Source organism: Candidatus Abyssobacteria bacterium SURF_5 (assembly GCA_003598085.1).
Classification (GTDB): domain Bacteria; phylum Abyssobacteria; class SURF-5; order SURF-5; family SURF-5; genus SURF-5.
Genome location: QZKU01000133.1, coordinates 1 through 13,940, shown reverse-complemented (window position 1 = coordinate 13,940; position 13,940 = coordinate 1). Strand labels below are relative to the sequence as shown.

The window sequence follows — 13,940 nt, the reverse complement described above, 5'->3', positions numbered from 1 at the left end:
CATAACGCTGATGCTCAATTTCCCTCAGCATGCAATGCCTTAACAGGTCTGAGCGTCTTGAAAAACATAATTATGGGACAGCCTCTTAGTCCCCCTTTTATAACGGGGGAGTGAGGCGGCGAGGGGCGGAAGAGAGAAGGCGAAAGCAAGACGCTATGCATGAGGAAATATATATAAACCGGTTGATGGATCTGCTTGGGCGGTTGCTGAAAGATCAGCGGGCGGAAATCGACGCGGCCGTGGATATCATTGCGAACGCGTTGATGAATGACGGCGTGATTCACCTGTTCGGGACCGGCCATTCGAGCCTGATCGCGCAGGAAGCGTTCATGCGGGCGGGCGGTCTGCTGCCGGTCAACGCGATTCTCGATGAGCGCATTCTGCTGAGCGGCGGCTCGTTGAACAGCACGATCAACGAGAAGCAGGAAGGCCTCGCGGCCGAGATTCTGTCGGGACATCAGGTGAGATCGACCGATGCCGGCATCGTGATCTCGAATTCCGGCAGAAACGCCGCGCCGGTGGAGATGGCGCTCGAGATGAAGAAAGCGGGAATCCGCGTGATCGCCATCACGAGCATCGTTCATTCCGAATCGGTGGCGTCGGCGGCGCCGGGCGGCAAGAAACTGATGGACGTCGCCGATGTGGTCCTTGATAATTACGCGCCCTATGGAGACGCAGTGGTCAGGATTCCGGAATTGGACAGCGCAATGGGAGCGGCTTCAACCGTGACGGGGGCCGCGTTGATCAATTCCATTTTCATTCTCGCGGCCGAAAAGATGTTGTCCAAGGGATCGCGCCCGCTCGCGCTGCCGAGCGGGAACATGGCCGATGCGGATTACACCCGAATCCAGGCCGCGATGGCGGAGCTGGCCGGCCGCATCAAATATATATAAGGGGATCATAATCGTGGCAAGAGGAGATGTTCTTTTCAAAAACGGCGCCGTTGTGCTCGCCGATACGGTGCTGTTCAAGAGCGACGTTCTGGTGAAGGAAGGCAAAATTGCGGAGGTGGGGACCGATCTGCGCGTGCCGCGAGGGGCGGAGGTGATCGATTCGACAGGTCACCACATTTCTCCCGGATTCATCGACATCCACATTCATGGCGCGGCCGGTCACATGTTCGAGTTTTCCGACGCCGAAGGCTACGGCGCAATCGCCTCCACGATTGCCCGGCACGGCACGACCGGCTTTCTTGCCACCCTTGCGGTGCTCCCGCATGAGGGAACGCTTTCCGCAGTGAAGACAGCGATGGAGTTCGCGCGCGCTGACGAAGGCAACGGCGCGAAGTGCGTAGGCATCCATCTGGAGGGACCCTACCTGAGTCCGGAGATGCCCGGCGCGCAGAACGTGATGGCGATGCGCGGGGCCGACATCCGAGAAGCAAACGAATATCTTCGCGCCGCGGATGGCATGATCAAATTGATGACGCTCGCGCCCGAAATCGAGGGGGCGCTCGAATTGATTGCGGAATTGCGCAGAAGGGGCGTTGTCTCGGCGGCGGGACACAGCAACGCCACGTTCGAGCAGATGCGGCAGGCGGTGCAGGCGGGCTTGACGCATACCTCGCACACGTATAACGCGATGCGCCCGCTGCATCACCGCGAGCCCGGCACGGTCGGCGCGGCACTGGTGATGGACCTGCTCTCGAGCGAGTTGATCGCCGACGGACATCATGTCGCTCCCGCGGCGGCGGACGTGCTGCTGCGGTGCAAACCGAGAGACAAGGTCGTATTGATCACCGATGCGGTCGCGGCGCTGGGACTGCCCGAGGGCGACCACGATTTTCTCGGGATGCCGGTCGCGGTGAAGGGCGGCGCGGTCCGGCTGAAGGGCTCTCAGAATCTGGCGGGCAGCGTGCTCACGCAGGACGTCGCGATTCGCAATCTTTTCACGTGGTTCCCGAAGATTCCGCTGAGGGAGATATTTCTGATGGCGTCTCTGAATCCGGCGAAGGCGATCGGCATCGAGCAGCGCAAAGGACAGATAGCCGAAGGAAAGGATGCCGACATCATTCTGGTTGACGAGCACTTCGAGGTTTCGCTGACCATGGTGGAAGGCAGGATCGTCTACAGGCGGCAATGAGCCGCGGGCAAATGCAAGAGGCAATGCAGGCGTTGGGTGTTTTGATCCGCAAATATGTTCCCGATGATCGGGCGGCGGTGCGCAGCATCTGTTACGAGACCGGCCTCATGGGCGACTCGATGGAGCCGTACTTCGGGTGTCGAGATCTTTTCGCCGATTACTGGATGAATTATTATACCGATTTCGAGCCGGAATCGGCTTTCGTGGCCGAGGCGGACGGGGCGGTTGTCGGCTACCTCGTCGGCTGTAAAACCACGACTGTTCAACAGGAAGTGCAGAGTACAGTCATCATTCCGCGCATTCGCCGGAAGCTGTTCACGTTGGGGTACAAGATCGACATGCGCTTCTTCCGGTTCATGTACCGTTACCTGAGAAGCGGCTGGCGCCATGAATTTATCGAAGAACCGATAACGGATTATCCGGCTCATCTGCACATGAATTTGATCAAAGGATACAGGAGCATGGGTATCGGTTCGCTGTTGATCGCGGCATATCTGGAATATCTGAAGAGCAATAGCGTGTCCGGCATCCACCTCGGAACAACCACGTATAATAAGCTGGCGGTCCCGTTCTACAAGAAATGGGGGTTTCGGCTGGTGTCCCGGCATCCGTTCACGATGTATGACGGGATAATTCCGGAAAAGATAGATGTTTTGTTCTTTGTGCGCGACCTGACGGAGGCGATCCAAACGGAAGGAAAGGAAACGGAATCATGATCCAGCGCAGGTACAACCTGAACTATTCACTCGCGACAGCGGTGGGCGCGATAGTGCTTGTCATCGTGCTGGGCGCGCTGATGAAGCAGTATCACATATTGGCGCCGGCCAATGTCGCAGCGTTTCAATTCGTGAAATCGATCCAGTCTCTTCCGTTGACGATCGTGATGACCGTCATCACGTGGTTCGGCGACGCGATGGGCCTGATGATTTTCATCAGCGTGGTCTTCTGGCTCGGGTATGCGACCGAGATCGTCATTTTCATGCTGATGGTCATGTTCGGGTCCGCTATCAGCGAACATTTGAAAGAGGCCTTCGATCTGCATCGGCCGGTGTCGTCCGAGATTCCGGTCATCGGGAAAGCGAAAGGGTACGGCTATCCCAGCGGGCACAGCCAATCCGGTATGTACTACGCGTGGCTGCTCTACGCGTTCATCGGAAAGTATTGGCCGCTGTGCCTGATTCCTGCGCTCGTGCTTGCGTTCAGCCGCATCTATCTCGGCGTCCATTATTTTTCGGATACGGTGGGCGGTCTCCTTCTCGGCTTCGGCATTGTTGCCGGCGCAATGGGAACTTACAGCCACCTGGGCGGACTGGAGCATTTTCAGAATTCAGTCCGGCAATCCCCCATCGCGAGAACGATAGTCGCGATAGCGCTGTCCGTAGTGTACCTGTTTGTGGCGTGGGGGCAGGCTGACGCTTTCAAATACGGAGGGTTCCTGCTCGGCTTCTTCCTCATTTACCCGGCGCTCGGTTTCCGCTGGCGCGCACGAAATCCTTTTTTCGCGGTGATTGCTTCGGTGATCGGCCTTGCGGTTCTTCTTGCGATTCAGGTGTTTGGCGCCATGAAGCTGCCGGACACGAATTTCGTCGATTACCTGACCTATTTTGTGCAAGGCATCGTTTTGGCGGTTTCGCCGCTGGTCTTTCTGAAGATGAGGCTGCTGCGGCGGATCAATGAAGAACAGAAGACAGGGGAATCTCCGGAGCCTTCCGAGAAGGAGAAAGTCGAGCAGCCGACCGAGGTGTGAGGAAGACAGTCCAAGGTTCAAAGCATGCCCCGGACCCTGATCCGGGGTTCAAAGTTCAAGGTTGGAGGCAAGAAATATAAAGTCAGGTAACAGTCTACAGTCTACAGTCTTCCCGCGGGACGGGGGATGCCTGTGCTGCCTGGAAAAGACAGTTCAAGGTTCAAAGTTCAAAGTTCAAGGTTGGAAGCAAGAAATCTACGGATAAATTAATCTTGAAAAAGAAGCAGGCAGGATGCCTGCGCTACGAGGCACCTGTGCCACTGCGGCGGAATGCTTCCGGAAGAAGAGGGATTGCCTTTTCGATGATTTTATTGAGATCGTCATTTGGATCGATCTCCACCCACACGACATTTTCCTTTCGGAACCACGTCATCTGGCGTTTGGCGTAGCGGCGCGAGTTGCGTTTGATGAGGTCAATCGCTTCCTCGAGCGACGCTCGGTTCTCGAGATAGTCAATCAGTTCAACGTATCCGAGCGGGCGCAGCCGTCGCAGCGATTCGCCGTATCCCTGCTCCAGTAATCTGCTCACCTCCGCAACCAGTCCCCGCTCGATCATCTCGTCGATGCGCTTTTCGATGCGGCGATAAAGGTCTTGCCGCGGGCGAGACAATCCCAGCATGAATGCGTCGCGCGGCTGCTGAACGGCCTTGTGCCGGTGATGCCATTCGGAAAAGGGAAGCCCCGTCAGCTCGAAGACCTCGAGCGCGCGCACGATGCGGCGCAGATCGGTTGGAGCGGCCACGTGCGCATATTCGGCGTCAACCGATTGAAGCCTCTCATACAAGATCGCGACTCCGCGCTCCTCCGCCTCCCGCTTCAGACGAGTCCTGACGGAAGCCGACGCGGGCGGCGCGGGGAAAATCCCTTTGAGCAGTATCCTGATGTAGAGGCCGGAGCCGCCTACGACAACGGGCAGCTTGTTTTCGGCGAGAAGGCGATCGACGATTGCGCCGGCCTCGCGCTCGTATCGAGCGGCGCTGTAGGGCTCGGAAATGCTGACGACATCGACCATGTGATGCGGCACGCGGGCGCGCAAATCGGGTGGAGGCTTGTCGGCGCCGATGTCGAGCTCGCGATAGACTTGCATCGAATCGGCTGAGATCACTTCCCCATTAAGCAGCTCCGCCAGGCGCGCACCGATCAATGTTTTTCCGGCCGCGGTGGGACCGCATACGACGAGCAGGTCGGGCATCGCTTTATCCCTTGCGCCCGAACGCGCGCGCGATCTGCGACTCGGTCAGCCTGAGAACGAGCGGGCGCCCGTGCAGGCAGGTTGCCGGCTGCGGGATGCGCTTGAGGCCTTCGAGCAACATCTCGGCTTCGCTGTCGCTGAGCGGGTCGCCCGACTTGATCGAGTTTTTGCAGGCGGAGATCGTCATGAGACGGCGCAGTATCTCGCGCGGCGCTTTCAGCTTGAGGCCGAGGTACAGCTCGTCGACGCCGTCGCGCACGATCTCGACAACGCGCTGCTCCTTATGAGCGAATGAGAGCGCCGTCACCGCGAAAGAGCGTGGGCCGAACGGCTCGATGGCGATGCCGATCTGCGCGAACAGATCGAGATGCGCGGTCAGAATCTCCGCGCGGTCGGGGGGCAACTCGATCGGAAGCGGAATCAGCATCTGCTGAATCAGGGCCGGCATGCGCCCCGAACGCTCGACCAGTTCCTGGTACAGCATCCGTTCGTGCAGGGCGTGCTGGTCGATGATCAGCAGGTCCTCTCCCTGCACGCACAGCAGGTAAGCGTTGAACACCTGCTTGACGAATCGGGCATCGGTCGGGACCGGCGAGAAATCGGCCGTCGGCCGGGTGACCGGGACGACGGGCGCAGCGGCCGAAGGAAAATCTTTCTCTATTTCGGGCGGCGCCGCCGTGAAATTGTCATCGATCCTGATGCGTTGAAACAGCGGCTCCTCGCGGCGCGGCGCAGCATCGTCGGGCCGCGGCAGAGAGATCGTCGCCGACTGCTCGCTTCGTTGTGCGCCGCCTCTCCCGAATGCCGACGAAAAGGTTTTGAGCAGTTGCTCCGAAATCAGATTGGGATCGGAGAAGCGAACCTCCCGTTTCGTCGGATGGATGTTGACATCGACAAGAGCGGGGTCGATCTCGATAAAGATAAAGGCGACGGGAAAGCGGTCGCTCATCACGAAGCCGCGATACGCATCCGACAACGCTTTGGTCAAGAGCCTGTTGGAGATCGGCCTGCGGTTCAGGAAAAAGAACTGGTGATCGCGATTCGAGCGGGTGAGCGCGGGCGTGCCGAGGTAAGCGGTTATCGAGAGATCGTTATGCGCCGCCTCTCCGTATTTCATGTGCACGAGGAAATCGTTTCCCCAAACGAGCGCGAGCCGGTCGGCGATCGTGCGAGCCGGCGGAAGATTCAGCATCTCGCGCTCGCCGTTGACCAGGCGAAAATTTATCTGAGGTTGAGCGAGCGCCTGGCGCTGCAGGATATTCAGGATATGACTGTATTCGGTGGCGGCGGACTTCATGAACTTCTGCCGGGCGGGCGTATTGAAAAAAAGTTGGCGGACGGTCATTTGCGTTCCGGCCGGCGCGCCCTTTTCGCTGACGCTGTGGATGACGCCGCCCTCGATGACGATGCGTGTTCCCGAGATGCTGTCGTGAGCGCGCGTGATGATTTCCATTTTGGATACGGCCGCGATGCTCGGGATCGCCTCGCCGCGGAATCCGAACGTGCGAATGGCGTAAAGATCGTCGGCGCTCGAGATCTTGCTCGTGGCGTGCCGTTCGAGACAGAGAAGCGCGTCGTCGGAAGACATCCCGCAACCGTCGTCGATCACGCGGATCATCGTTTTGCCGCCGCCCATCAGCTCGATCGAGATTTTCTTTGCGCCCGCATCGATCGAGTTCTCGACGAGCTCTTTCAGCACCGACGACGGCCGCTCGATGATTTCGCCGGCGGCGATTTTATTTGCAGTGTCTTCGGAAAGAATATTTATTGTCGGCATGGATAGCGAACGACCAAATTTCTTTTAATCAAACGTTTTCTTTTGCTGCACGGGTATCTTAACACAGGCTGTGGGGCTGTTCAAGAAAACGGGACGGCGGGTTTTGTGGCGACAATTTCGATTTGACCGTGGCAGGAACTCTGAAGTGGGCACTTGGGGCCAGTGGATGATACTACTTCTTCTTCTTTGCGGTCTTTTTCGTAGCTTTCTTTGCGGGTTTCTTCTTGGCGGCCTTTTTAGTCGCCTTTTTCTTTTCGGCCATATAGTTTCCTCCCCATGGCAAGTTCTTACTTCGTGCTAACGGGAATCATGGGTCAATGGATCTACTGGCCCCAAGTGTCATGCAGAATTATACCACGACATATGGTAGCTGTCAAGTCCTAAAGCCACATTATCTAGAAAAAACTTTTCCGACCTATTATGGCGAGATTCGGATGGCCCATTTTGGTCCAAAAACGCGCTGTGATTTTTATCATATGCGGGTAGTTATTGTTCAGGATATAATAGTCATATCCTTCCGCTAATGTGATTGCAGTTGTGAAAGGAGAGAAAGATGAGGAGCGTGTTGCAATGTTTCGGTCCGTTTCGAAAAATCATTTCACTTATTATTTTCTTCGTGATCCCGCCGCTCTTGTATCAGGCCGCGGCGTCCGCCGACGAACGATTCGAAGACCAGTCGCAGGAAACAAAGAAATGCATCGTGTGCCATGAGGAGGCCGGCGTCGCGCCGGTGATCGTGCATCAGTGGGAATCGAGCGCGCATGCGGCCAACGGCGTTGGCTGTTACGAGTGTCATCAGGCGGCAGAGGGCGAGGCGGATGCATTCAATCATTACGATACGATCATCTCGACGATAGTTTCACCGAAAGACTGCGGCCAATGTCATTCGCAGGAGACGGCGGAATTCGATGCGAGCCATCATGCGCGCGCGGGAGAAATACTTGGCTCGCTCGACAACGTGCTCGGCGACGTGGTCGAGGGCGAGCCTGCGGCGAATTCAGGGTGCAAGCAGTGTCACGGCTCGCACGTGAAGATGCTGGCGAACGGGAAGCTTGATCCCGCGACGTGGCCCAATACGGGCATCGGCCGCATCAATCCGGATGGAAGCAAAGGCTCATGCGCCGCGTGCCATTCGCGGCATTCGTTTTCTCCGATGCTGGCGCGCCAGCCTGAGAACTGCGGCAAATGTCATCTCGGGCCGGACCATCCGCAATATGAAATCTACACTGAATCGAAGCACGGCATCGCGTTCCGCGCGATGATCGACGACATGAACCTCAAGAGCGACAGTTGGGTTCTCGGCAAAGATTATTTTGCGGCGCCGACGTGTGCGTCGTGCCATATGAGCGCGACAAAGGACATGCCGCTGACGCATGACGTCGGCACGCGGATCAGTTGGACGCTGCGGCCGGCGATCTCGAATAAACTCGACAACTGGGAGCAGCGCCGCGAGAACATGCAGAAGGTCTGCCGGAACTGCCACGCGCCCGATTACGTCCTCAGCTTTTATGCGCAGTACGACGACGTGGTGGAATTGTATAACGAGAAGTTTGCGAAACCGGCCACGGCGATAGTGAAGAAGCTGGCGGACGCCGGCAATATCAATGCTACTCCGTTCGATGAGGAGATCGAGTGGACCTATTTCTTCCTGTGGCATCATGAGGGCCGGCGCGCGCGCCATGGCGCGGCGATGATGGGACCCGACTACACGCAGTGGCACGGCTTTTATGAGGTCGCGCACCGCTTCTACATGGAATTCGTTCCGCAGGCCGAGCACCTGCTGCCGGGCGTGACGCAGGAATTCATGGCGGCCGATCCGCATCAATGGACGAAGGGACTCAGCCCCGAGCAGCGCGAGCACATAAAGAAATTTTACGAGGAGCGCTACGGGCAGTAAGAGAGATCTGATGCGCAATTTTGTTGTGCTCCCGCACGGTGCGATGAATGGGCGCGATTCATCGCGCCCCGATGCGCACCATTTCAGGAGGAGAATATGCATTTGAAAGAAGTGCAGCATATCGCCATCAGCGTGAGCGACATGGAGAAGTCGCTCGCATTTTATCGGGACCTGCTCGGGCTCGAGGTGATGATGGATTTCGAAGTCGCCGACAACCGCGGCATAGAAACTGTGCTGGGTGTCAAGGGATTGAAGATGCGCTATGTCCTCTTCAATAACAAGGGCGCAAGCATCAACCTGCTCGAGATCCGAAACCCCAAGGGCGAGAACGTCGCCCGTAAGCTGCGACCATACGATCAGTGCATTCATCATTTCGCGTTCGCGGTGGATGACGCCGAAGCTGTTTATCAGGAACTGAAAAGCAACGGGATTGAGTTCGTCAGTCCGCCGCAGGATCTCGGAATGGCGAAAGCGTGCGCGTTTTACGGTCCGGACGGCGAAGTTATCGAGCTGATGGAGTTCCTCCGGCGCGGCTGAATCTATTCTCTCTCGCGAGTGAAGCGGAAATAGGAACTACAACCTTCGCCCGAAATGAGGCGAAGGCATGGCTCAATTACTCCGAGGATGCTGTCCGTTGTCCGGAGCATCATTGGGCGGACGATTCTTCCGTCTGTTCCACCAGTTCTGCTCTGTGTATGCGCATCACCTGCCCCCTCGCCGATCATGCTTCTTAATAGAAGAGATATCAGTATTTTCCTTACGTATTCTTTTCAGAAGCGGAATCAGCTTTTGAGGAGAATGAAACCGGTATTCACGGCTGTCCTCGCCCCTTCCCCTGTGCAAGAGGGTTGGCATATTAGTTGCTTTTTGTCCGGAGGCTGGGCTGAGCCGCAATGGGCATGGAACATCGGTGGCATTTGAAAAACGTGAAGAACTTGAAGTTCATGGCAGCGTCGCAGGATCAAAGAATGCGCCGATAATTCACCTGCTCCTTTCAATTTAGTAAGTTCCCAGACTTAATCGTAACACAGTCCCCCCAAAGTCCCCCAGATTAGAAAACATTCGCGCAAGGCACGTTCGTCAGTGCGGAATTTTTCCGTACTGAATGGGGGGATGATTTTGCTCCGGGAAGGAGTGATGCCTATGAAGCATTGAGGCGCGCATCACGAAGGGCGAGTTCACAGCGGTGTTGTTGGGCGAAACATTTAAAGGAGATACACGATGAGATTCAAATGGATGGTCGTATCGACATGGCTCTTCGTGGCCGTATTGGCGATGGGCTTCTCGTCGGGTAAAGCATTCGCGGTGTCCGAGTACTTTACGACCAATTGTGCCGGATGTCATACCGATGATACTCCTACCTGCAATGGATGTCATGCCCACGGTGTGTGGCAGGACGCGACCAAATCGGTTATCAATCTGACGGCGACGACCGATCTGGACCGCTACCAGCCGGGGCAGACGGTGACTGTCACATTCAGCGGAGGGTATCGGCAGGGGTGGATTCGAGCGATCCTTTACGATCAGGATGGTTTTGAGATAGATAGAGTAACCGGCCCCACAGGAGTGGGCGACGACGGGTCAGGTTCGAGCGACCTGCAGTTCCCCGTCCTGCTTGCGGCGCCGGCGCCTTCAGCGCCCGGTTTCTACACGTGGAGCGTCTCATGGTTCGGCTCTCCCTTTGACGAAGATAATTCTACTGTCTTTCCTCATGTAGAGGAAACTGTCGACACGAATGAATTCGAAGTCTATGAACTGCCGGCTTGCCAGGATGCCGATGGCGACGGCTATGAAGACTCGGCGTGCAATCCCGATCCTCTAAATGGCGGCGGAGATTGCGACGATACCAATCCCGACATCAACCCGGGAGTGACAGAGATTCCGTACAATGGGATTGATGATGATTGCGAACCCGCCACACCGGATGACGACCTCGATGCGGACGGGTATGCAGCCGATGTCGATTGCGATGATAATAACGCAGCCGTGAATCCCGGCGCCGCTGAAGTGTGCGACGACGGCATCGACAACGACTGCGACGGACTGGTTGATCAGGCCGATTCCGACTGCGAGCAGCCGCCGGTCGACCAGGACGGCGACGGTTATGCGGCAGACGTCGACTGCGACGACACCAATCCCGCCGTCAATCCCGGCGCGACTGAAGTTCCGTATAATGGGATCGACGACGATTGCAATCCGGCCACGCCCGATGACGACCTCGATGCGGATGGGTATGCAGCCGATGTCGATTGCGATGATAATAACGCAGCCGTGAATCCCGGCGCCGCGGAAGTGTGCGACGACGGCATCGACAACGACTGCGACGGACTGGTTGATCAGGCCGATTCCGACTGCGAGAGGGCCGCCGTGGTTGATGGACTGATCAAGAAAATCAAAGCTCCTCGCAAAGTGGAAGTGGATGATGATGACGCCTCTATGGTCCGCGTATCCGTGCTGTTCGGGTTAAGAGGCAAGGGCAACAAGAAGGTGGGAGGCTCGCTCAATCTCTACAAAAATGGAGTGCTGGTAGGGAGCGTGCCTGTTCCTTCGAAGGGTCATGACAACAGACGGATGCACATGTTCCGGATCGCGGTCGCGGTTGAGGACGCACCCCTTTGCACCTGGGAAGCGGAGATCGTGATCCCGGGCGATCCGAATCCCTCGAATGATATCGCCACGGAAGTGACGCAGGTACTAGTGGGAGAGGAGAGCAACAGCAAACGAAAATAGGAGAAGGATGCTGGCCTGAATAGAGGATGGGGGCGGCCTCAGGGCCGCCCTCGCATTTTTGCTCGCGAATGAAAATTATTTTTTAGCATGGCGGGTTGACAAAGCTCTGGCAGCGGGGTATAATAACGTACGTTGCGGGAGTAACTCAGCGGTAGAGTGCAACCTTGCCAAGGTTGAAGTCGCGGGTTCAAATCCCGTCTCCCGCTCCAATCGATAAACGCTCCGGCGGTCCATCGGGCCGCCGTTATTGTTTTGCGCTGAACAACTCTTCCGATCTGGAGATCATCAACATCCAATCGAAGTTCACGACGCTTTCCTGCGGCTCACGCAAGCCATCGGGCCATTGACTGAAAAAGCATTTCAGGTGACAGGCCCTTTAGACATGACTCCTGATCTTTTTGCTTTCTTATTTGAGCGCAGTCCCCCAGAATGGGTTTATACCCATCTTGGCCAGAATGTACCAGGCGGTCGCGCCGACATGAAGTCTCGAATAATAGGCCCAACCGAATCCCGTCTCCAATCCATCGCCGGAAGAGGCTACAATGCCGAGCCGGTTGCCATTCGGCGCATATTTTTGAGCCTTCTCGATCTCGCGCAGATACGTTGCCGCACTTGATGTATTCCCCAGCAGTTTGTAAGCGCCCGCCACTTGCGCAGTTCCTTCAAACCAGACATGACTGGCATCATAATCGCTGAAGGAAAATCCTCTCACGCCGTCAGCGTTCACGGAACAGTTCGCCTCGACCCATTCAATGCCGCGCGAGTAGTCATTGACATCGCCAAACACCATCAGCGCCCACGCTTGCACATCGACGGGGATCACACTCGTATTTATCGTGGCGCAGTCATCAAGCGTGCCTGTCCAAAAATGCCCTGCTTCAGCATTCCACATCGACTCCACAAAATGTTTGGCATGGAGAGCCCTGTCTCTCCATTTGACATCTCCGGTATGGTTAAAGAGCCTCATGAAAGCGGCGTAGAGGTCGATATTGTGTTCGGTAGATATCCAGGTGAGCTTTGTTTGGACCGGCTCCCAGCCCTCGTATCCGCCCATGTATCCCTTAAGAGGTGTGGCAGTGTTCTTACATTCTCTTTCGACCCATTCCCCAAACCGCTCGCTGGCCGTCAGGTATTGTTGTCCGCCCTGTTCTTCATAATATGACAAGAGTGCAAGCATGGCCCATGCGATGTTCCCGGTATAGGTCCCCACCTGTATCGGGTCCTCGAACCAGTTGTCGGACTCAAAATCCCACCAGCCCGGCATCCTCACGGTGTTCGCCCTCCCATTCGGTATCCAGCCTGGAGGGAGAATTAAATCGCCGGCCTGATATGCATTGCGTAACCTGTCATCGCTGAAGGAGCGATCATTCTGCGCCGCGTACACAAGGGCTTCCGCAATCAAGCCTGCGCGCGCAACAAGCTGAGGCCTGCGTGTGGCGAGAAACGCAATCAGTGCAAGGGAATCGTCATAGACAAATGAACAGTTTTTCATGACTTTGTCAAAGTCAAGTTCCGACGGAATCGTTTCATAACTCAACAGGAACCGCGGCTGGTTTAGGCGAGCTTTATCATATTGAATGTCGTCCAGATAAAATGTTATATCTTCGTAGCCGTTCATATTCGAGGCGGCAACCCATCCAAAGCCTCCCAGCACGTAACTCAAATCTGCACTCGAGACTGCGAGAGTTATTTCCTGCCAATCCGTTGTCAGTGACAGCAAACCGGCCGAGACTTTCGGAGATGAGTCGGGATTCGGCATGAAGGGTGCGCCCGTTACTGGATCTCTTCCGACGCCAAAGGCGAAGAATTCGACGTTCTCTCCGCCCTCATCGCCTTTTACCCAAAAGGTAATCATTGTTGCGCCCGTGAGGTTAACTCCCGCATCCGCATATTCTCCCCAGTTTGCTTTAGGCTGCGTCTCTTGTCCTTCGAGCACGCCATTTAAGAAATAGAATCCGCCCCAGTTATCCCCCTCGGCAAGCAGAGTGTTCCGGATGCATGTCGCTCCGCTGTGCGCGCCGACTCTCCATCCCGGATTTATCGTCACGTTATCCTCTGCACCCGGCGGATCGGACATCTTCCCGAACATTACGAAATGGTTGCCGCCCGCCGAGAGGTCGGTATAAACATCCAATTTCTTGTGAAACTTATCCATCACCCAAATCAAATGCTTAAACGCATTGACAATAGATCGGCCGGCGTCAGAGCCGGCATATCCTGTCCCTCCTGCAGCATGAATGACGCGCGGAGAACCGTAGTCAAATACAACAATCGATAGACACAGCATCACAAGACAGAACCCGGGGAGTTTGAGAAACCGACCGCGTGTAAACATTGTTTTACCCTCCGTCGGCAACGGCTGTTCCCGCACCTTTAGCATTTAAGACGCTATTTTCGATAACGAATAATAATAATGGGGTCCTCGCGAGAATTTGTGGGTGAGAAAAAGTCATAAATAATTGAAAAGCATGAACTAAATCCTGTATATCGAGTGTCTGAAGAGGATACTTGAAAG

The 13,940-nt window shown here is 56.0% G+C and carries 10 protein-coding genes and 1 tRNA gene; 8 read left to right on the top strand and 3 right to left on the bottom strand.

Features of this window, described 5'->3' with window-relative positions; all coding sequences use genetic code 11:
• The first annotated feature begins 155 nt into the window (after window positions 1-155).
• From C4520_20030 to C4520_20015, 4 genes are read left to right on the top strand one after another with little or no spacing between them, the layout of a single operon-like run.
• Entirely contained in the window at window positions 156-893 is a 738-nt protein-coding gene (locus C4520_20030) for a sugar isomerase domain-containing protein (GenBank protein ID RJP15632.1), read from the top strand.
• On the top strand, window positions 829-2,082 hold the full coding sequence (gene nagA, locus C4520_20025; GenBank protein RJP15631.1) for an N-acetylglucosamine-6-phosphate deacetylase: 1,254 nt from the start codon (window positions 829-831) through the stop codon (window positions 2,080-2,082). The genes C4520_20030 and nagA overlap by 65 nt, the downstream gene beginning before the upstream one ends.
• Window positions 2,079-2,798: a GNAT family N-acetyltransferase gene (locus C4520_20020; protein ID RJP15630.1), complete on the top strand. Its 720-nt coding sequence runs from the start codon at window positions 2,079-2,081 to the stop codon at window positions 2,796-2,798. Before nagA ends, C4520_20020 begins: the two co-directional genes overlap by 4 nt.
• Window positions 2,795-3,829, top strand: a complete 1,035-nt coding sequence (locus tag C4520_20015) for a phosphatase PAP2 family protein (protein RJP15629.1) — start codon at window positions 2,795-2,797, stop codon at window positions 3,827-3,829. Before C4520_20020 ends, C4520_20015 begins: the two co-directional genes overlap by 4 nt.
• Before the next feature lie 241 nt (window positions 3,830-4,070).
• On the opposite strand, the gene miaA is transcribed toward C4520_20015, so the two are convergent.
• Both miaA and mutL read right to left on the bottom strand, forming a co-directional pair.
• Window positions 4,071-5,021: a tRNA (adenosine(37)-N6)-dimethylallyltransferase MiaA gene (miaA, locus tag C4520_20010; GenBank protein ID RJP15628.1), complete on the bottom strand. Its 951-nt coding sequence runs from the start codon at window positions 5,019-5,021 to the stop codon at window positions 4,071-4,073.
• Window positions 5,022-5,025: 4 nt separating this feature from the next.
• On the bottom strand, window positions 5,026-6,798 hold the full coding sequence (gene mutL, locus C4520_20005; protein ID RJP15627.1) for a DNA mismatch repair endonuclease MutL: 1,773 nt from the start codon (window positions 6,796-6,798) through the stop codon (window positions 5,026-5,028).
• Window positions 6,799-7,351: 553 nt separating this feature from the next.
• Here mutL and C4520_20000 point away from each other — a divergent pair.
• The 4 genes from C4520_20000 to C4520_19985 all read left to right on the top strand — a co-directional run bounded on the left by C4520_20000 (window position 7,352) and on the right by C4520_19985 (window position 11,634).
• Window positions 7,352-8,695: a hydroxylamine oxidoreductase gene (locus tag C4520_20000; GenBank protein RJP15626.1), complete on the top strand. Its 1,344-nt coding sequence runs from the start codon at window positions 7,352-7,354 to the stop codon at window positions 8,693-8,695.
• Between the two features lie 96 nt (window positions 8,696-8,791).
• Complete coding sequence (locus tag C4520_19995) at window positions 8,792-9,232, top strand: VOC family protein (protein ID RJP15625.1); 441 nt, start codon at window positions 8,792-8,794, stop codon at window positions 9,230-9,232.
• Between the two features lie 684 nt (window positions 9,233-9,916).
• Complete coding sequence (locus C4520_19990; protein ID RJP15624.1) at window positions 9,917-11,425, top strand: hypothetical protein; 1,509 nt, start codon at window positions 9,917-9,919, stop codon at window positions 11,423-11,425.
• Window positions 11,426-11,559: 134 nt separating this feature from the next.
• Window positions 11,560-11,634 (top strand) — tRNA-Gly (locus C4520_19985).
• 197 nt (window positions 11,635-11,831) lie between these two features.
• Here C4520_19985 and C4520_19980 read toward each other — a convergent pair.
• Window positions 11,832-13,760, bottom strand: coding sequence for a hypothetical protein (locus C4520_19980; GenBank protein RJP15623.1), 1,929 nt, complete (start codon window positions 13,758-13,760; stop codon window positions 11,832-11,834).
• Between the last annotated feature and the right edge of the window lie 180 nt (window positions 13,761-13,940).

What these genes read in the sequence shown, in the direction of transcription:
- mutL (RJP15627.1), bottom strand. Translation starts at nt 6,798, where the DNA reads ATGCCGACAATAAATATTCTTTCCGAAGACACTGCAAATAAAATCGCC.
- C4520_19980 (RJP15623.1), bottom strand. Translation starts at nt 13,760, where the DNA reads ATGTTTACACGCGGTCGGTTTCTCAAACTCCCCGGGTTCTGTCTTGTG.
- C4520_20030 (RJP15632.1), top strand. Translation starts at nt 156, where the DNA reads ATGCATGAGGAAATATATATAAACCGGTTGATGGATCTGCTTGGGCGG.
- C4520_20020 (RJP15630.1), top strand. Translation starts at nt 2,079, where the DNA reads ATGAGCCGCGGGCAAATGCAAGAGGCAATGCAGGCGTTGGGTGTTTTG.
- C4520_20015 (RJP15629.1), top strand. Translation starts at nt 2,795, where the DNA reads ATGATCCAGCGCAGGTACAACCTGAACTATTCACTCGCGACAGCGGTG.
- C4520_19990 (RJP15624.1), top strand. Translation starts at nt 9,917, where the DNA reads ATGAGATTCAAATGGATGGTCGTATCGACATGGCTCTTCGTGGCCGTA.
- nagA (RJP15631.1), top strand. Translation starts at nt 829, where the DNA reads ATGCGGATTACACCCGAATCCAGGCCGCGATGGCGGAGCTGGCCGGCC.
- C4520_20000 (RJP15626.1), top strand. Translation starts at nt 7,352, where the DNA reads ATGAGGAGCGTGTTGCAATGTTTCGGTCCGTTTCGAAAAATCATTTCA.
- C4520_19995 (RJP15625.1), top strand. Translation starts at nt 8,792, where the DNA reads ATGCATTTGAAAGAAGTGCAGCATATCGCCATCAGCGTGAGCGACATG.
- miaA (RJP15628.1), bottom strand. Translation starts at nt 5,021, where the DNA reads ATGCCCGACCTGCTCGTCGTATGCGGTCCCACCGCGGCCGGAAAAACA.